An 18,900-nucleotide genomic window follows, 5' to 3' on the forward strand; every position below is an offset into this window, starting at 1 on the left:
GAGGGGAACGGGGAAACCACCGGGACGGCCCCGGTGCCCTTCGGTCAGGAGGACATGAAGTCGCGCACCGGCAGCGCTCGGTCCACGACGCGGACGTCGCCGATCCAGCCGTACATGATCTGGTCGATCTTCCCGCCGTACTCATAGCCGCCCAGCAGCCAGGGCAGCCCGAGGGTGGTGAGGCCGTTGGCCGGGGTCGAGGGGTTGCGCGCCACCGGGCAGCCGTTCACATACATCGTGGTGTGTCGTCCGTCGTTCACCACGGCCGCGTGCCACCAGGTGTTCAGCGGCAGCTCATGGCTCCAGTTGGTGACCGCGCCGTCCTGGTTCAGCGGATAGACGGCCCACTGGAGCCCATGGCCGTCGGACAGCGAGAGAGTGACCACCGGCTCCTCCATGTCACCGCCGGTCTTTCCGGCTTGACCGCTGGGGCCCCGTCGGCCGAGCAGCCCCGACCAGGCGTTGCGCCCGCCGTCCCAGTCGGCGGGCAGCTTGAGGAACGCCTCGACGGTGTAGCCGGAGCGGAAGGTGGCGCCGTTCAGAGGAGCGCCGTCGGCTGTGCGCAGATAGGCGCCGCGCAGGGGGGACTTGACGCCGTGGAAGGAGAGACTGCCGTGTCCCGGCTGGTCCGGGTGGTGCTCATCGGACCAGATGAGGGAGTCGGCGGGGCTGCCGGGGACGGTGACCTTGGTGAGGTGGTTGCCACGGCCGGAGTGGTCGGTGATCCGGACGGAGTCCTCGACGGGCGCGCCGCCCCGGCCGCCCTGGTCGAAGCGCCAGTAGGCCACCGTGCCGGGGATGACCAGCCGGGAGGCGGGGCGGGCCGGGCGCGGTGCGGTGGGAGCGAATCCGGCGAAGCGCTGCTCGAAGTCGATCGGGACGCTGAAGTAGTCCTGGGAGCTGGTGCGTTCGATCTCTCCGCGCTCCAGCTCGTTCAGGTGGTCATCGGCGCGGTCCAGGATCCACGGGGAGAGCGTCCGGACGTCGACGGTGTGGCGGGCCAGGTCGAACCGGTAGAGGCGGATCATCCCGGCGCCGCCGTAGTAGCGGTCCTGGTAGTTGGTGATGTGCAGATGGACGTCGTGGCCCACCTTGTTCTCGCGGACCGTGCGGGCCGGCGGCCAGTAGTGGCCGTTGAGCGTGAGGAATATCTGGTCGTGGTCGGCGATCAGCTCGTCCCAGAGCCACTGTCCATGGTCGGAGAACCGCGCCTCCTCGCCCTCGTGGTCCGCGTAGACCAGCTCGTGGGTGGTGAGGATGACCGGAGTTTTGGGGTGGTTCGCGATGACCTCCCGCGCCCAGGTGATGCCCTTCGCGGAAGGGCGCCAGTCCAGGGCGAGCACCAGCCACTCCCGGCCCGCGGCGCGGAAGGTGTGGTACGTGTTGTAGCCGTCCGGGCTGGCGCCGCGGAACGAGGGCGAGGAGCGGTATCGCCGGGGGCCGAAGGTGTCCAGGTAGGGGGTGCGGCCCCGCTGGTCGTCGGTGGACGAGTCGAGGTCGTGGTTTCCGGCCACCACGCTGTAGGCCGCGCCCCGCTCGTCCAGGAGCCGGAAGGCCCGGTCGATCGGTCCGAGTTCGGAGACCTGCCCGTGCTCGGTGAGGTCGCCGAGGTGGGACAGGAAGACGATGTTCTCCTCGCGTGCGTGGCGGAGGAGATAGCGGAAGGACGCCTCCACCGGCGCCGGGTGGATGCTCTCGCCGTCGAAGAGGTACTGGGTGTCCGGCATGACGGCGACGGTGAATCTGAGGCTGTCGGGGTCGGGGTGCCAGGCGGGGGCACCCGCGGCGCCGGAGGCCGGTGCGGCCGCGGCGGGCGGCGCCACCTCCAGCCCGGTCATGGCCACACCCGCGCCGACGAGTCCGGTGGTGCGCAGGAAGGTGCGGCGGCCGGTTCCGGACTGCGGCTGATTGGTCTGACGGGGACTGCACATGGCGCTGCTCCACACAGTGGGACGGAAGGGGTGGAGCGCACGTTATGGATCCCGGGAACCCGGCCACAGGAAGATGTCCGGCAACGGCCGGGGAAGAGCACATGAATGGCTTCCATGTGCAGGGGTGGCACCGGCCCGGGGTGGGCCGGTGTCCGGGGGTGGTGTGCAGTGTCCGCAACCGCCACGCCGGTGGGCGCAACCGCCACGCCGGCGGACGCGGCCACCGCGCCGGCGGACACGGCTCAGTGGTGCAGATCCTCGGCGGTGAGGGTGTCCCGGGTCTCCGGCGCCCAGACCAGGCTGACGGCCGTTCCGAGCAGCAGCACCAGCGCCATCCACCCCATCGACCAGCCCGCGCCGAAGTGGCTCAGGCTGACCGGCAGCACGAAGGTGCCGATGGCGGACGCGACCCTGCTGGTGCCGTTGAGGAAGCCGACGCCGGAGCCGCGCAGCGCGGTGGGGAAGAGTTCCGCCGGATAGACCTGGGTGATGGTGGAGGCGCCGGCCATGACGAAGGTGTAGATCAGGAAGGGGACCATCAGCGCCCCGCTGGAGCCCTCGCTGAGCACGGCCATGGCCCCCAGACACAGCGTGAGGATCGCGAAGGTACCGATGGTGAACGGCCTGCGGCCCAGACGCTGCACCGGCCACAGCCCGATCACCCCGCCCAGCAGCAGGGCCAGGTTGAGCACCAGGTTCTGGGTGTCGGCCCCGGAGATGTTCAGGGTGGCCAGGATCTGCGGCATGAAGGTGTAGATGGCGAAGTAGGGCAGCACCTGGGCGCTGTAGAAGATGACACCGAACCAGGTCTTGGTCGCCTGGCCGCGGGCGAAGAGCTCACGGTAGCGCGCCGCGGGCGGCTGCGCGGCGGCCGCGGCCTCCGCGTCGGCGGCGGTGGCCCCGGACTGCCCCAGATAGGTGCGGCGGATCCGGGCGGCCTCGGCGCCGCGGCCACGGGCGGCCAGCCAACTCGGGGATTCGGGGATGCCGATCCGCAGCAGCAGCACCAGCAGGGCGGGCAGCGCTCCGCTGGCCAGCAGCCAGTACGCGGTGGTGCCGTTGATCGGGATGTACGTGCCCAGAACGTTGGCCAGTACGTAGCCGACGGTCCACAGCACGGTGAGCGAGCCCAGGAGGACACCGCGCAGCCGGCCGGGGACGAACTCGGAGAGCAGGGTCGGCCCGACGGCGTAGTCCGCGCCCAGACCGAAGCCGATCGCCAGCCGGAGCAGGAAGAGGACCAGCGGAGTGTGTGCCCAGAACTGGGCGGCGGAGGCGACCGCGATGAGTACGAAGTTGTAGAGGTACAGCTTCTGGCGTCCGATCACGTCCGCCACCCGCCCCAGCAGGATGCTGCCGAAGAACAGGCCGATCAGGGCGGACGCGCCGAGCAGGCCCTGCCAGACGCCGGACAGGTGCATGGTCTCGCCGAGTGCGGGCAGCACCGCGCCGATGACACCGAGGGCGTAGCCGTCGGAGAAGTTCGCCCCGAAGGTGGTGGCCGTCACCCGGATGTGGAAACCGGTGAGTGGCTCGGTCGAGGCGGAGCCCGACGCGGGCGCCGCCCCCCGCTCCCCCACCGTCCGCGCGTCCGCCGCCTCCGTGTCCACTGCCACGCCTGCCTCCCGGCCGTTCACCGTCTGGACGGCCCAGCATGCATGAATTCATACAGTCAAACAATAGGTTGATTGCAGATTCTCATTCACTGACGGTGAAGATCCATATGCGGCCCACCGGTCGGGCGGTGACACTGAGGGCACGTCTGAGCACGGACAGGTGGCCCATGAACACCATCGAAGAGACGATCGAGGTCGCGGTCCCGGTACGCACCGCCTACAACCAGTGGACCCAGTTCAAGAGCTTTCCCCGGTTCATGTCCACGGTGAAGCGGGTCGAGCAGATCAGACCCGCGGTCACCGAGTGGGTCATCGCGTTCGGCCCGGTGCGCCGCACGTTCCAGGCGGAAATCGTGCGCCAGCGGCCGGACTCCTCCCTGGCGTGGCGGAGCCTCGAGCGGCGCCCCTCCCACCGGGGCGAGGTGTCGTTCCACCCCACGGCACCGGACCGGGCCCGGGTGACCTTGCGCCTCGAGGTCCATCGGCGCGGTGTCGCGGCCCTGCTCACGGGCGCCTCCTTTGGGGTCACACGCCGGGTGGTCCGGGACGAGCTCGGGCGCTTCAAGGAGTTCATCGAGGGGCTGGGCCAGGAGAGCGGGGCGTGGCGCGGGTCCATCCACAACGGACACGTGCGGCCGACCGAACCGGAACCGCCCAGAAGCCGGGTTCCTCGCTGGCCCGTCGGCTGACCCTCGTCCGAGAGCCCGGCCGACCCTCGTCCGAGAGCCCGGCCGGCCCTCGTCACAAGAGAGCGAGACACCTGATGAAGAAGGCGCCGAGACACGAACCGGATGAACGGCTCTCCACCACTCCGCCCAAGAAGTGGGCGGCGGGCGTGCCCGCGGTAACCCATGCGCTGGAGTACTCCCTGGAGGAGACGACGGTCCGGCGCACCGCGACCACGCTGCTGACCATGAACCAGGTGGCCGGCATCGACTGCCCCGGCTGCGCCTGGGCCGACCCCGCCCCCGGCCATCGGCACCGCAACGAATACTGCGAGAACGGCGCCAAGCACATCAACGACGAGGCGACGGCGCGGCGCGTCACCGCGGACTTCTTCCGCGGGCACTCGGTCTCCGAGCTCGACCGCCGCTCCGACCTGTGGCTGAACCAGCAGGGCCGGCTCACCGCACCGATGGTCAAGCGGCCGGACGCCGACCACTACGAGCCGATCAGCTGGCATGACGCCCTGGGGCTGCTGTCGGAGGAGCTGACGTCGCTGGACTCCCCCGACGAGGCGGTGTTCTACACCTCGGGCCGGGCCAGCAATGAGTCCGCCTTCGTGCTGCAGCTCTTCGCCAGGGCGTTCGGCACCAACAACCTGCCCGACTGCAGCAACATGTGCCATGAGTCCAGTGGCTTCGCGCTGCACGAGACCTTGGGCACGGGCAAGGGCACGGTGAGCCTGGACGATATCCACCAGGCCGACCTGATCTTCCTGGTGGGCCAGAACCCGGGCACCAACCATCCGCGACAGCTCTCCGCACTGGAGCGGGCGAAACTCAACGGCGGCCGCGTCATCGCGGTGAACACACTGCCGGAGGCCGGACTGCTGCGGTTCAAGAACCCGCAGCGGGTCCGCGGGGTGATCGGGCCCGGTACCCGTATCGCCGACCGTTTCCTCCACATCCGCAGCGGTGGCGACCTCGCGCTGTTCCAGGGCCTGAACCGGCTGCTGCTGGAGGCGGAGGACGCCCGGCCGGGCACCGTGCTCGACCACGATTTCATCCGCTCCAGCACCAGCGGCTTCGAGGAGTTCTCCCGGCACGTCCGCGCCATCGCCTGGGACGACATCCTGACCGCCACCGGACTGACCCGCCAGGAGATCGAGCAGGTGCGGGACGCGGTCCTGGGCAGCAAGCGCGTCATCGTCTGCTGGGCCATGGGGGTGACGCAGCAGCGGCACGGTGTCCCCACCGTCAGGGAGATCGTGAACTTCCTGATGCTGCGCGGAAACCTCGGCAGGGCCGGTGCCGGGGCCTGCCCGGTGCGTGGCCACAGCAATGTGCAGGGCGACCGCACGATGGGCATCTGGGAGCAGATGCCGGACTCCTTCCTGGACGCGCTTCAGCGCGAGTTCGGCTTCGATCCGCCCCGCGCCCACGGGCTGGACTCGGTGAACTCGATCAGGGCCATGCGCGAGGGCCGTATCAGGGTCTTCGTCTCCCTCGCGGGCAACTTCGTCCGGGCCGCTCCGGACACCGCGGTCACCGAGGAGGCCATGCGGCGATGCCGCCTCACCGCCCATATCTCCACCAAGCTCAACAGGTCCCACACGGTCTGCGGCCGGACCGCGCTCATCCTGCCGACCCTGGGCCGTACCGAACGGGACATCCAGCCCAGTGGCGAGCAGTTCGTCACCGTGGAGAACTCGATGAGCGAGGTGCACACCTCCTACGGTCGCCTCGATCCGGCCTCCAAGCTGCTGCTCAGCGAGGTCGCCATCCTGTGCCGGCTGGCGCGCCACACCCTCGGTGGCAAGGCCGGCATCCCCTGGGATCGGTTCGAGGCCGACTACGGGGCGATCCGCCACCACATCTCCCGCATCGTGCCGGGTTTCCACGACTTCAACCGGCGAGTGGCGCGCCCCGGTGGCATCAGGCTGCCGAACCCGGTGAACGAGGGGGTGTTCGCCACTGCCACCGGCAGGGCGCTGTTCACCCGCAACGCCTGGGACATGTCGCGTGCCCCGGAGGGCCACCTGCTGCTGCAGACCCTGCGCTCGCACGACCAGTGGAACACCATCCCCTACACGGACAACGACCGCTATCGGGGCATTCACGGACGCCGCAGGGTGGTACTGGTCAATCCCTCGGACATGGCCCAACTCGGACTCGTCAAAGGGCAGTTCGTGGACCTCGTGGGCGTGTGGACCGATGGTGTGGAGCGCCGTGCGGAGGACTTCGAGGTGGTCCCGTATCCCACCGCACGCGGCTGCGCCGCCTCGTACTACCCCGAGACCAACGTCCTGGTGCCGCTCGACAGTGTGGCCGAGTTCAGCAACCAACCGACGTCGAAGGGGGTCGTGGTCCGTCTGGAGGCTCGTGCCGCCGCGGCAGGACTTCCCCGCTCCTGACCCGGATCACCCATCCGACCAGGCCCGTTGCCCGGCATGAGCAGTCCCCGGAGGCCGGGTGGGAGGAGATCGGCACCCGGTTCTACGATCGGACACGACCAAGGTACGTGCACGGGCCAGCGGTTGACCGGCCGGCCGCGTCGTGCCACGCGGAAGGGCGGCCGCCGGTGGCCACGGGGGACCACAAGGATGGGTGACGTGAGTGAACGCCGGACGGCATCAAGTGCCTCGCCGGCCGTGGGGCGGGCGCTGGATGTCCTTCTGCACCTCGCCGGCCGCTCGGGGCCGGTTCGGGCATCGGCGCTGGCCAGAGACCTGGAGATGCCGCGCTCGTCGCTCTACCACATCCTCGCGGTCCTGGTTGATCGCGGGTTTGTCACCTATGTCCCGGAGGAGCAGGCATACGGTCTGGGCATGGCGTCCTTCGAAATCGGCTCCGCCTACTTGCGGCACGAGCCCCTGAAGCGACTCGCCCGCCCCATTCTGCGCAACCTGTCGAACCGGCTCGGCCAGTCGGTGCACCTGGGCATCCTCTACGGCGCCGAGACGGTCTACCTCCTCAAGGAGCGGCCGCCGAGAGGCCATTCCGGGTGCACCGATGCCACGCCCGTCACCGACGTCGGTGTCCGGCTGCCGGCCCACCTCACGGCCAACGGCCGTGCGATCCTGGCCCACGCCGGCGAGGCGCACCTCCGGGCGGTCTTCCCCCGGCCGGGGGATCTCGTCACCCGCACCGGCAGAGGCCCCCGGTCGCTGGCGGAGCTGCGGAACCTGCTGGCACGGGACCGTGAGCGCGGCTGGTCGGAGGAGGTCGAGCTGGTCTCCGATGGGCTCCGGTCGATAGGGGTGCCGGCGTTCGACCACAACGAGCGGCCCATAGCCGCCGTCAGCAGCACATGGCGGCGCCACCACCACCGGCATGAAGCGGATCATGTGCGGGACATCCTGCAACAGGGCGCGGCACGGCTGACGGCGGCGGTGGCCGGCCACGCACCCCACGCCAACGGAACGGACGGCGCGCCGGACGGCGCACAGTGAGCGGCCGTCGCAGACGCCTTCGCCACGTGGCGGAAAGATGAAGGGCCTCTGACCAAGGCGTTCACGGAACGAGCTTCTCGGATCCGAGAAACCCCGACCACCTGGCTGGCTCCTGGCGTATGCGCCACGTGTCATGGGCACGGAACTCCCCTGATCGTCCACGCACCACGGCCTCCCACGGGCCGGCACTCCCCCGCACAGACGCACACCCCCACACAGACGCACTCCCCCACAGATGCACTCCCCCCACAGATGAAGGATCCAGCACCGACCATGACCGCGCCCCCTCCCGACGCGACCAGGCCCGTCCCGCCCCAGGAGACCGACGCCACCCTGCACTTCACGGGCCCAGCCACCTTCGGCCGCGTCCCTCGTCTGGACCAGGTCGGCACCGCGGACATCGCCGTGGTCGGGGTGCCGTTCGACGCCGGTGTCTCCTACCGGCCCGGGGCCCGCTTCGGGGCGAACGCCGTCCGGGAGGCGTCGCGCCAGTTGCGCCCCTACAACCCGGCCCTGGACGTGTACCCGTTTCACTACGCCCAGGTCGCCGACGCCGGTGACATCACCGCCAATCCGCACAACATCGACGAGGCCGTCGAGAGCATCGAGGCGGGCGCGGACGCTCTGCTGTCCACGGGCGCGCAGCTGATGACACTGGGCGGCGACCACACCATCGCGCTCCCGCTCCTGCGCTCGGTGGCCCGCCGCCACGGCCCGGTGGCACTGCTGCACTTCGACGCGCACCTGGACACCTGGGACTCCCACTTCGGCGCCCAGTACACCCATGGGACTCCGTTCCGCCGCGCGGTCGAGGAGGGCCTCCTCGACACCTCCGCGCTCTCCCACGTCGGCACCCGCGGCTCGCTGTACTGCAAGGAGGACCTGGACGAGGACACCAAGCTGGGCTTCGGGATCGTCACCGCGGCCGATGTGATGCGACGCGGGGTCGACGAGGTGGTGGAGCAGCTCAAGGAGCGCATCGGCACCCGGCCGCTGTACATCTCCGTGGACATCGATGTCCTGGATCCCGCACACGCCCCCGGCACCGGCACCCCCGAGGCGGGCGGCCTCACCTCGCGGGAGCTGCTGGAGATCGTGCGCGGGCTCACCGATTGCTATGTGGTCTCCGCCGATCTGGTCGAGGTCGCCCCGGCGTACGACCACGCCGAGATCACCTCCGTGGCCGCCTCGCACACCGCGTATGAGCTGATCACCCTCATGTCCCGGCAGATCGCCTTCTTCCGCTGGGTGGAGGAGAACAAGCCGTCGTGAACACACGACCCCGCGTCGTGCCTTCGGCCGATCAAGAGATCATCTGTCGCTGAATCCTCGCTTTCACCCCTTGCTCTGGCTCATATGCGCCGCTCGGCATAGAACGAGACCGGAACGTCGGTGACGCGAGAGAGGTGGAGACGATGATGAACCCGGCAGCGCGGGTCGTGGCCACGGACCGGGGCGAGGTCCGTGGCTCCGACGAGGGCGCGGTGGTGTCCTTCCGGGGTATCCCGTACGCCGCCTCACCGGTGGGAGCGTTGCGTTTCGCGGCACCCCACCCGCACCCGGGGTGGACCGGGGTGCGTGCGGCGGTGCGCCCGGGACCGGCCGTTCCGCAGGCGCCGTCCCGGCTGGAACGGGTCATGGGAAGGCGCACGCCCGACGGGAACGAGAACGGTTCCCTCACCCTGAACGTGTGGTCCCCGCGGACGGCACTGGAGGAGAACACCTCACGTCCGGTGCTGGTCTGGTTCCACGGAGGCGGCTTCACCAGCGGCTCGGGCGGGTGGGACTGGTACGACGGGGCCCGTCTGGCGGAACTGGGCAACGTGGTGGTGGTGACCGCGAACTACCGGGTGGGGCCGCTCGGTTATCTGCGTCTCCCGCATATCGGCGCCGACAACCTCGGCGCTCAGGACCAGGCCGCCGTACTGCGCTGGGTGCGCGACAACATCGCGTCCTTCGGCGGAGACCCGCGAGCCGTGACGGTCGGCGGGCAGTCGGCCGGTGCGTACTCGGCCCTGTCCCTGGCCGTGGATCCGGCCACCGGGGGGCTCGTCAACCGTGTGCTCCTGCAGAGCGGCCCTTGGGGCCTTCCGCCGCAGAGCCCCGAGCAGGCTTCCGAAGCCGCCGAGGAGTACCAGCGGCTGCTGGGCATCCCCCGTGGCACGGAGCCCGGACAGGCCCTGCGTGAGCTTCCCGTCGAGCATCTCCTGTCCGCCTACGGCGAGTTGGCGATCCGGCTCGCGCGCCCGGGCAATGTCGCCCCTCCGATGTACCCCGTCCTGGGCGGTGCCGGCATTCCGCGGGCCTGGCAACACGCGGTCAGGGACGGGGCGCTGGAGGGCAAGCCCCTCCTCATCGGCACCGCCCAGGAGGAGATGACCGCCTTCTTCGCCTTCGAGCCGCGCATCCAGTCGCTCACGCCGAAGGCTGCCATTGACCTCCTGACCAGCCAGTTCGGCCGCGAAGCGCCAGAGGTCTACCAGCGGCACGCCGACCGGCTCCCACACGCCACCCCCGCCCAGGTGTTCACCGCACTGCACACGGACGAGGTGTTCCGCGACGGCGCCCTGCGGCTGGCCGACCACCATGCCGCCGGTGGCAATGCCACGTATGTCTACCAGTTCGACTACCGCCCGGCCGAGGACCCCGGCCATCTCGGTGCCACGCACTGCGGCGAACTGCCCTTCCTCTTCGGCACGTTCGACAGCTACCCCGACAGCCCGATGCTGGGAAGCCCCTCGGCCACCGAGCGGGCACTGGGGCGGACCTTCGCCACGGCCGTCGCCGAGTTCATCGCGGGCGGCTCCCCGAGCGACTGGCTTCCGTACGCGCCCGAGGCCACCGTACGGATCCGGCACTTCGGCTGAGGGGCCGCGAAGCGCCGGTCGGCACGTACGGACGAGGCGCGCCGTACCGAAGGCCGTCACACGGAAATCGACGCGGGACGTACCAGGCCGGTGCGCTTGACCCCGGCGAGGATGGGGGTCACCTCAAGGCCGGAGACATCCGGCAGCGCCCCCACCGTGCCGGTCAGAAAGGTGTACAGCGCGCCCGGATCGGTGGCGGCCACCGCCACCAGCAGATTGCTCGATCCCGTTGTGGCCGAGGTGAACCGCACTTGCGGATGGCGGCTGAGGATCCGCCCGGTCTCCTCCAGCGCCCCCGGGCCCGCGGTGATCCACAGCAGGGCCTCGGCACGCACCCCCAGCAGGGACAGCTCGACCTCGGTGGCCAGCCGGACGACATATGCCTCCACCAGAGTGTCCAGACGGCGCCGTACCGCCCGGGGAGTCCTGCCCGTGCGCTGAGCGAGCTCTCCGTATGTCATCCGGGAGTCTTCGACCAGTGCGTCGATGAGCACCTCGTCGTCCGGGAGCGGGGAACAGGTCTCGGACGGGGGACGGGCGCTCGGCCACAGCTGCCCGGACTCCTCCGGGGTCAGCAGTCCCGCGCTCCAGGCGAATCCCCCGGGGAAGACTTTGAGCAGGTCGTAGGAGGTCCAGGACTGTACGGCGGCGGTCGCGGGCAGGTCGCGCAGCAGCAGCTTGTCGCGTGCCTCGCGGCCGTTCAGGAAGAGCACGACGCAGATCTCATCCCCTCCGCCGAGGATGTCGACCCAGATGGTGTCGGGGCGCCGGGAGAGCGTGGCGGCGATGGTGGCGATCCGGTTGGGGCGGCAACGGATACGCAGCACCATGGGGATGAGGTGCGGGAAGAGGGCCGGATTGCGCACGGCCGTCGCCCGCAGGGTGCGATCGTGGAAGAGCGGGGCTCCACGCCGTACGACGGTGCGCTCCGAGACACCCAGCACCTCGGCGACCCTCCGCCAGGAGGCGCGGGGCGATGCCATGAGAACGGCCGTGATCCGCCGGTCCGTGGCATCGAGATCGTGGCGTACTTTCTGCATGAAAGGGTCCTTGGTGTTCCTCTTTGCTCGACTCGACTCTATCCGGTGACCGGCATGGCGTTTCCTGTCGCGATCTGTGGGATACAGGACGTTATCGTCATGGCAGCGGTCCGGCCGCCGCGCGAGGCTGTGCACAGCGCCCCACCGCCGGGGCGTACTGCTACGGACACGGAGAGCGGATACATGACGACTGACCTTGATATCGCGGCCGGTGTGAAGGTGCCGGCGACGACGCTGGCGCGCGAGGCGACGGAGCTGATCCGTGACACGACGAGCGAGCTCATCTATCACCACTCACGTCGGGTGTACTTCTTCGGCAGTCTGCGGGGCCGCGGGCGCGATCTGAGCTTCGACCCGGAGCTGCTGTATCTGGGGGCGATGTTCCACGACGTGGGCCTCAACGAGGCGTTCCATACCAGCGGCCGCCGCTTCGAGGTGGACAGCGCGAACGAGGCGAAGCGGTTTCTGCGGACTCATGGTGTCCCCGAGGACAGCGTCCGCCGGGTCTGGACGGCGATCGCCCTGCACACCACTCCCGGCATCCCCGAGTTCATGGAGCCGGAGGTGGCTCTGGTGACGGCCGGTGTCGAGTACGACGTGCTCGGCATCGGATATGGGGATCTCTCCGCCGAGGACCGGGAGGCGGTCGTGGCGCTGCATCCGCGCCCCGACTTCAAGAACGAGATTCTGCGGGCGTTCACCGACGGCGTCCGTTCCAAGCCGGAGACGACGTTCGGCAACGTCAAGGCGGATGTCCTGGAGCACTTCGTGCCCGGCTTCGAGCGGGGGGACTTCGTCCGGACGATCCTGGATTCCCGGTGGCCGGAATAGCCCGGCGGGCGTCGGAACGATCACGGGCAGCACGGGCATCCGGTGGCGGACGCACCGTGGTGATCGTCGCGTTCGACGGGGTGCAACTGCTGGACGTCACCGGCCCGGTGGAGGTCTTCACCACGGCCAACCACTACGGCGCCGACTACGACGTACGGGTCGTGTCCCTCGCCGGTGACGCCGTCGCCACCTCGTCCGGGCTGGTGATCAGTGCTGATGGCGCGCCCGGCACACTGCCGCGACGTCTGGGCACCCTGTTGGTCCCCGGCAGAAGGGACTGGCGCTCGGCAGTGGCCGACACCGACCTGATCGGGCTCGTGACCGACCTGTCGACGCGGGCGAAGCGCGTGGCGTCCGTGTGCGCGGGGGCCTTCGTCCTGGCCGAGGCCGGCATCCTGGACGGCCGCCGTGCCGCCACGCACTGGGAACTGGCCTCCCAGCTGGCCGCCGCCTACCCGCGGGTGCGGGTGGACGGCCATCCGGTCTTCGTCCGGGACGGCCATGTCGCCACATCGGCCGGTATCACCGCGGGGATCGATCTTTCACTGTCTCTGGTCGAGGAGGACTGGGGAGCGGACGTGGCACGCGATGTGGCCCGGCAGCTGGTGGTCTTCATGGCCCGCCCGGGCGGGCAGGCGCAGTTCAGCGCGCGGCTGGCCCCGCGGGAACCCCGGCATCCCGCGGTGCGCCGGGTGATGGACCGCGTCACCGCGGACCCCGCGGGGTGTCATACGCTCGCCACGCTGGCCGACACGGGCGGTGTGAGCGTCCGTCACCTGGAGCGGCTGTTTCGCGCCGAGGTCGGCATGACCCCCGGCCGTTACGTCGAATCCGTCCGCGTGGAGGCCGCCCAGGCACTGCTCGCCGATGGCGCCGGCACGGTCGAGGAGGTGGCGCGGCAGGCGGGGTTCGGCTCCTCGGAGTCGCTGCGCCGGGTCTTTCAGCACACCCTCGGGGTCTCACCGACGGTCTACCGCGCCCGCTTCCGCAGCACCCTCGGCGACCGGACGCGCTGAGGGACGTCGGCCGACGGGGGCGGACAGCAAACGGCCCTCACCGACGGGGGAACGGCGAGGGCCTTACGTTCAGTGTGGCACGAATCAGCGCGGAAGAATCCGTTCCGAGCGACAAACATTGCATATATCTGCCGCCTGGCTCCCCACCGGTGCGGCCGATGCCCCTCCGGCACCGCCCCGCCGTGGCTCCTCCCGAGGCGGAGGCCCCACCTCCACAAGGGTGTGCGCGAGGGCGCCCACGTCCTGAGACGGAATCGGGAAGTCGTTGACGGGGACTGTTACGCACTGCCATCCTGCTGAATGTGAGCCAAGCCGAGAAATTCGCCGTGCGTCTGCACGTCGATCTGCGACGCCAAGCCAGCGCCATCTGTGCCGCCGGCCGTTGAGCCATTCGCGCTCCGCTCTTTCGCTCCTCTTTCCGCTCGACATCTGACGGTATCCGCCGCCCGCTGAGCGCGGCCGGTCCTGCCTGCGTCCGCTCCCCTGCCTTCCTCTGATTCCCCCTCACTTTGTGACGGCGGAAAGCACGGGGAATGGCTTCATCGCGCCCCAGGACCCCGCGCGCGGTTTTTCCGGATGATGCTGTGCGGTTATTCGGCCTGCCCTCCGCGTCCCCTTACGCAAGGACCTCGTTATGCGTACAGCTACTTCCAGGCGACAATTCATGACCCTGCTCGGCACCTCGGTCGCGGCGGTGAGCTGCGGTACGGCCACGGGCAACCCGTCCGGCAAGCAGACCAAGAAGCTCCGGTACCAAGGGTGGGCGGGCCAGGTCACCGTGCCGGAGCTCGCCGAGGACCTGGGATATCTGGGCGAGGTGAAGCTGGACTGGGTGGGCAACACCATCAGCGGTCCGCAGGACATCCAGTCGGCGGCCACCGGGCAGATCGACTTCGGAGGGGCCTTCAACGGCGCCGTCGTCAAACTGGCCGCGAACGGCGCCCCGATCACCTCCGTCATCAGCTACTACGGATCCGATCAGCACGCGTACAACGGCTTTTTCGTGCTGGCGGACAGTCCCATCCGGTCGGCCCGCGACCTCATCGGGAAGAAAGTCGGGATGAACACCCTCGGCGCCCACTCCGAGGCGATGCTCGATGTCTACCTCAAGCGCCATGGACTGTCCAAGACGGAGATCGGCAAGGTACAGCCCCTGGTGGTGCCGCCGGTCAATACCGAACAGTCGCTGCGGCAGCGCCAGATTCAGGTGGGCGTGCTCAGGGACATCCTGCGGGACAAGGCCGTGGCCCATGGCGGCATCCGCCCGCTGTTCACCGATGTCCAGCTGCTCGGGGCATTCAGCGCCGGAACGTATGTGATGACCGATCGCTTTCTGCGGCAGAACCCCGACACGGCCAAAGCCTTCGTCACCGGCGTGGCCCGCGCCATCGAGTGGGCCCGCGTGACACCACGCGAGGAGGTGATCGCGCGGATGACGCGGATCGTGCGGAAGCGCGACCGGAAGGAGGACGCCGCCCCCCTGAAGTACTGGAAGTCCTTCGGAGTCGCCGAGACCGGTGGGCGGATCACCGACAAGCAGCTCCAGTTGTGGATCGACTGGCTGGAGGAGCGCGGCGACATCAAGCGCGGCAAGGTCACGGCGTCCGACCTCTACACCAACCAATACAACGACTACCGCCCCGCGAGCCCCTCAAGCCCCGCGAGCCCCTCGAACCCCACGACGACCCGGAGCTGATCCCATGACCGTCAAAATCGCCTTTGAGCGGGTCCGCAAGGTGTTCCCGGTACAGGGGACGGCGGGCTCCCGCCGGGCCACCGAGTTCACCGCCCTGGACGGGATCGACCTGGAGATCTCCGCGGGTGAGTTCATGGTGGTCGTCGGGCCCAGTGGATGCGGCAAGTCCACACTGCTCGACCTGCTCGGCGGCCTCACCCGGCCCACCGACGGGCGGATCCTCCTGGACGGAGAGCCGGTCACCGGCCCCGGACTGGACCGCGGCATCGTCTTCCAGCAGTACGCCCTGCTTCCCTGGCGCACGGCGCTGGGCAATGTGGAGTTCGGCCTGGAGGCCACCGGAGTGCCGCGGCGCCGGCGCGTCGAACGCGCCAGGGAGTACCTGGACCTGGTGGGCCTGTCCGGATTCGAGGACCGGCATCCGCATGAGCTCTCCGGCGGGATGCGGCAGCGTGTGGCGATCGCGCGCAGCCTCGCCTACGACCCGGATGTACTGCTCATGGACGAGCCGTTCGCCGCCCTGGACGCCCAGACCCGGGAGCTGTTGCAGGACGAGCTGCTGCGGATCTGGGAACGCACCGGCAAGACGGTCGTCTTCATCACCCATGGCATCGAGGAAGCGGTCTACCTCGGACAGCGGGTGGCCGTCCTCACTTCCCGCCCCGGAGTGGTCAAGGAGGTCGTACCGATCGCGCTGGACGCCCGCGCCACGGCGGACGATGTGCGCTCGAGCCCGGAGTTCGCGCGCCACCGGCACCGGATCTGGAGCCTCCTGCGGGACGAAGTGGCCCGCGCCCAGCAACTGGAGAAGGAGAGTGTTCCCGCATGAGCCCCGCGACCGGGACGACCACCGCGACGACGGACCCCACCGCCCCCGGCACCACGGCCGGAGCCGTCTCCGAACCACGTACCACCGCGGGCGCCTCAGCATCGCGCGAGGCGCCACGCCGGGCGGCACCGCTGACGGCCAAGGCCAAAGCCAAGGCCAGGGCCGGGGACGCCGGCCGCCGGCTGCCCGGCCTGCTGCTGCGCGCCCTCACCAAAGTGGCGGCGATCGCCGCCCTCCTGGCCGTATGGGAGATCGCGCCCCGCGCGGGCCTGGTGGACCGCACCTTCCTGCCGCCCTTCAACGAGGTCGCCCGCGCCTGGTGGGAACTGCTGGCCGATGGGCAGCTCACCGACAACGCCGAGGCCAGCCTGGTGCGTTCGTTCAGCGGATTCGGTCTGGCCGTCGCCATCGGCGTGCCACTCGGGCTGCTGATCGGCCGCTACCGGCTGGTCGCGGATCTGCTGGGACCGCTGCTCGAAGTGCTCCGCAACACCGCCGCGCTGGCGCTGCTTCCGGTGTTCGTCCTGCTGCTGGGCATCGGCGAGACGTCGAAGGTCTCGATCGTGCTCTACGCCTGCACCTGGCCGATCCTGCTCAACACCATCAGCGCGGTGCGCAATGTGGACCCCACACTGCTGAAGCTGGCGAAGTCCATGGACCTCTCCGCGCTCCGGCTGTTCCAGAAGGTGATCCTGCCCGCGTCCGTGCCGACGGTCTTCACGGGGATACGGCTGGCCGGGGCCTCTTCCATCCTGGTGCTGGTGGCCGCGGAGATGGTCGGCGCCAAGGAGGGGCTGGGCTATCTGATCAACGCGTCCCAGTACAACTTCGCCATCCCGCAGATGTACGCCGGGATCCTCACCATCTCCGCCATCGGCGTGGCCTTCAACCAGCTGCTCGTGTCCGTGGAGCGCCGGCTCAGCTCCTGGCGCGTCCCGGTGCGGGGCTGATCCGACGAAAGCGAGAGGTGCTCCGTATGACCACGCTCGATCTGACCACTGACGTCCTCGTCGTCGGTGGCGGCCCGGCCGCCACCTGGGCCGCCCTGAAGGCGGCCGGTGCCGGTGCCGATGTCGTCCTCGCCGACAAGGGGTACTGCGGTACCAGCGGCGCCACCGCCTCCGCGGGCACCGGCGTGTGGTACGTCCCGCCGGAGCCCGCCGCACGCGAGGCGGCCATGGCGAGCAGGGAGGCACTCGGCGGCCACCTCGCCGACCGGCGCTGGATGGCACGTGTCCTGGACCAGACGTACGAGAGCGTCAACGAGCTTGCGGACGAGGCCCGTTACCCCTTCCCGACCGGGCCGGACGGACGGCCGCTCCGAAACGGTCTGCAGGGCCCCGAGTACATGCGGCGGATGCGTATGCGCGTCCGGCGCGCGGGCGTACGCGTCCTGGACCACAGCCCGGTCGGCGAACTGCTCGCCGACACCTCGGGCGCGGTGGCGGGCGCCACCGGGTACCGGCGCCAGGCGCGGCAGCCGTACCGGGTCCGCGCGGGTGCGGTGGTGCTGGCCACCGGTGGCTGCGCGTTCCTCAGCGGTGCCCTCGGATGCAACGTCAACACCGGTGACGGTGCCCTGTTCGCCGCCGAGGCCGGAGCCGAGCTGTCCGGCATGGAGTTCTCCAACGCGTACGCCATCGCGCCCGAGCACACGTCGGTCACCAAGACCGCCTTCTACACCTTCGCCACCTTCTTCCACGAGGACGGCACGGTGCTGGAGGGCGCGGCGAGCCAGGGCGGGCGCTCGGTCATCGCGCGGGCCCTGCTGGAGGAGAAGGTGTACTGCCGTCTGGACCGCGCCGACGCGGCCGCGCGGGCGGCCATGCGCCTGGCCCAGCCCAACTTCTTCCTCACCTTCGACCGATTGGGCATCGACCCCTTCGCCCAGCGGTTCGCCATCACGCTGATCGCCGAGGGCACCGTGCGCGGCACCGGCGGGATCCGCCTCACCGGTGACGACTGCGCCACCACGGTGCCCGGGCTCTACGCGGCGGGCGACGCCGCCACCCGCGAGCTGATCTGCGGCGGCTTCACCGGCGGCGGCAGCCACAACGCGGCCTGGGCCATCTCCTCCGGCGGCTGGGCGGGGCAGGCGGCCGCGCGCCACGCGCGCTCGCTCTCCGGCGGCGCCCGCACCCGGCGGACCGTCCCGCTGGGTGGCGCCGGGTTGCGCCCGACCGGAACACCGGGACCGGCCGACGGCTTCCGCGAGGTGGTCGCCGCCGTCCAGGACGAGGTCCTTCCGTACCGGAAGAACTATCTGCGCCACGGCGACGGCCTCGCGGCCTCCCTGCGGGCACTGGACGACACCTGGCGCCGGCTGCGCGCCACGCTGTACGCCGGGGACGGGGATGCCGTACGGGCCCGGCAGGCCGCGGCGATGGTGGCGCACGCCCGCTGGATGTACACCGCGGCGCTCGCCCGCACCGAGACCCGGGGCATGGCCAAACGGCTCGACTTCCCCGCCCAGGACCCGGGGCAGCACCACCGCGTCGTGACGAGCGGTCTCGACCGCGTATGGACCCGCCCGGAGCCCCTGACCACCGCACCACGGGAGGTTGCCTGATGATCGAGCTGGTCTCGGCCGAGCGCTGTATCGCCTGCGACAAATGCGTGAAGGTGTGCCCGACGAACGTCTTCGACCGGGGCCCGGACGGCGTGCCGCTGCTCAGCCGCCAGGAAGACTGCCAGACCTGCTTCCAGTGCGAGGCGAACTGCCCGGTCGACGCGCTGTTCGTCGCGCCCGTCACCCATCCGCTGCCCGACGACCGCACGGTGCGCGACGAGCGCCACCTGGACCGCACCGGCCTGCTCGGCAGCTACCGCCGCCACATCGGCTGGGGCCGCGGCCGGACGCCCGGGTCGCTGCGGGCCGTGGGCCCGCGACTGCCCGCGCCGGGCGGCAGACCGCCCGCACCGCCCATCACCTCCTGAATCCTGAACACGCCACCGAAGGG

16 protein-coding genes are annotated in these 18,900 nt (G+C 70.2%); 13 read left to right on the forward strand and 3 right to left on the reverse strand.

All coding sequences use genetic code 11. The features are described from left to right. Positions 1-44: 44 nt before the first annotated feature. Positions 45-1,931 carry a LamG-like jellyroll fold domain-containing protein gene (locus tag JK364_RS02665; protein WP_201847069.1) on the reverse strand — a complete coding sequence of 629 codons (1,887 nt, stop codon included), beginning with the start codon at positions 1,929-1,931 and terminating at the stop codon, positions 45-47. 242 nt (positions 1,932-2,173) lie between these two features. Continuing rightward, positions 2,174-3,547: an MFS transporter gene (locus JK364_RS02670; protein ID WP_201847071.1), complete on the reverse strand. Its 1,374-nt coding sequence runs from the start codon at positions 3,545-3,547 to the stop codon at positions 2,174-2,176. Between the two features lie 167 nt (positions 3,548-3,714). Between JK364_RS02670 and JK364_RS02675 the strand changes: the two genes are divergently transcribed. The 5 genes from JK364_RS02675 to JK364_RS02695 all read left to right on the forward strand — a co-directional run bounded on the left by JK364_RS02675 (position 3,715) and on the right by JK364_RS02695 (position 10,528). Continuing rightward, positions 3,715-4,236: an SRPBCC family protein gene (locus tag JK364_RS02675; RefSeq protein WP_201847073.1), complete on the forward strand. Its 522-nt coding sequence runs from the start codon at positions 3,715-3,717 to the stop codon at positions 4,234-4,236. A 74-nt stretch (positions 4,237-4,310) separates the two neighbouring features. After that, positions 4,311-6,623 carry an FdhF/YdeP family oxidoreductase gene (locus JK364_RS02680; RefSeq protein WP_201847075.1) on the forward strand — a complete coding sequence of 771 codons (2,313 nt, stop codon included), beginning with the start codon at positions 4,311-4,313 and terminating at the stop codon, positions 6,621-6,623. 189 nt (positions 6,624-6,812) lie between these two features. Further along, a complete protein-coding gene (locus JK364_RS02685; protein ID WP_201847078.1) occupies positions 6,813-7,661 on the forward strand; it encodes an IclR family transcriptional regulator in 849 nt (282 codons plus the stop codon). Between the two features lie 273 nt (positions 7,662-7,934). Beyond that, entirely contained in the window at positions 7,935-8,933 is a 999-nt protein-coding gene (speB, locus tag JK364_RS02690) for an agmatinase (RefSeq protein ID WP_230991276.1), read from the forward strand. Between the two features lie 143 nt (positions 8,934-9,076). Further along, entirely contained in the window at positions 9,077-10,528 is a 1,452-nt protein-coding gene (locus JK364_RS02695; protein WP_201847081.1) for a carboxylesterase/lipase family protein, read from the forward strand. 56 nt (positions 10,529-10,584) lie between these two features. On the opposite strand, the gene JK364_RS02700 is transcribed toward JK364_RS02695, so the two are convergent. Further along, positions 10,585-11,568 (reverse strand): Lrp/AsnC family transcriptional regulator, encoded by a 984-nt coding sequence (locus JK364_RS02700; RefSeq protein WP_201847083.1) that lies wholly within the window; start codon positions 11,566-11,568, stop codon positions 10,585-10,587. Between the two features lie 183 nt (positions 11,569-11,751). Between JK364_RS02700 and JK364_RS02705 the strand changes: the two genes are divergently transcribed. The 8 genes from JK364_RS02705 to JK364_RS02735 all read left to right on the forward strand — a co-directional run bounded on the left by JK364_RS02705 (position 11,752) and on the right by JK364_RS02735 (position 18,877). Continuing rightward, complete coding sequence (locus JK364_RS02705) at positions 11,752-12,399, forward strand: HD domain-containing protein (protein ID WP_201847085.1); 648 nt, start codon at positions 11,752-11,754, stop codon at positions 12,397-12,399. A gap of 56 nt (positions 12,400-12,455) precedes the next feature. Next, complete coding sequence (locus JK364_RS02710) at positions 12,456-13,415, forward strand: GlxA family transcriptional regulator (protein ID WP_201847088.1); 960 nt, start codon at positions 12,456-12,458, stop codon at positions 13,413-13,415. Between the two features lie 326 nt (positions 13,416-13,741). Then, positions 13,742-13,801: a putative leader peptide gene (locus JK364_RS57990; protein ID WP_369293940.1), complete on the forward strand. Its 60-nt coding sequence runs from the start codon at positions 13,742-13,744 to the stop codon at positions 13,799-13,801. A gap of 278 nt (positions 13,802-14,079) precedes the next feature. Next, positions 14,080-15,111, forward strand: a complete 1,032-nt coding sequence (locus JK364_RS02715) for an ABC transporter substrate-binding protein (RefSeq protein WP_230991277.1) — start codon at positions 14,080-14,082, stop codon at positions 15,109-15,111. Positions 15,112-15,115: 4 nt separating this feature from the next. After that, positions 15,116-15,940, forward strand: a complete 825-nt coding sequence (locus JK364_RS02720; protein WP_201847093.1) for an ABC transporter ATP-binding protein — start codon at positions 15,116-15,118, stop codon at positions 15,938-15,940. Next, positions 15,937-16,890, forward strand: a complete 954-nt coding sequence (locus JK364_RS02725; RefSeq protein WP_201847095.1) for an ABC transporter permease — start codon at positions 15,937-15,939, stop codon at positions 16,888-16,890. Before JK364_RS02720 ends, JK364_RS02725 begins: the two co-directional genes overlap by 4 nt. Before the next feature lie 26 nt (positions 16,891-16,916). Beyond that, positions 16,917-18,509, forward strand: coding sequence for an FAD-dependent oxidoreductase (locus JK364_RS02730; RefSeq protein WP_201847097.1), 1,593 nt, complete (start codon positions 16,917-16,919; stop codon positions 18,507-18,509). Next, positions 18,509-18,877 carry a 4Fe-4S dicluster domain-containing protein gene (locus tag JK364_RS02735; RefSeq protein ID WP_230991278.1) on the forward strand — a complete coding sequence of 123 codons (369 nt, stop codon included), beginning with the start codon at positions 18,509-18,511 and terminating at the stop codon, positions 18,875-18,877. Before JK364_RS02730 ends, JK364_RS02735 begins: the two co-directional genes overlap by 1 nt. Positions 18,878-18,900 lie beyond the last annotated feature (23 nt).

Origin of the sequence: Streptomyces endocoffeicus (assembly GCF_016741935.1) — a bacterium.
GTDB lineage: Bacteria > Actinomycetota > Actinomycetes > Streptomycetales > Streptomycetaceae > Streptomyces > Streptomyces endocoffeicus.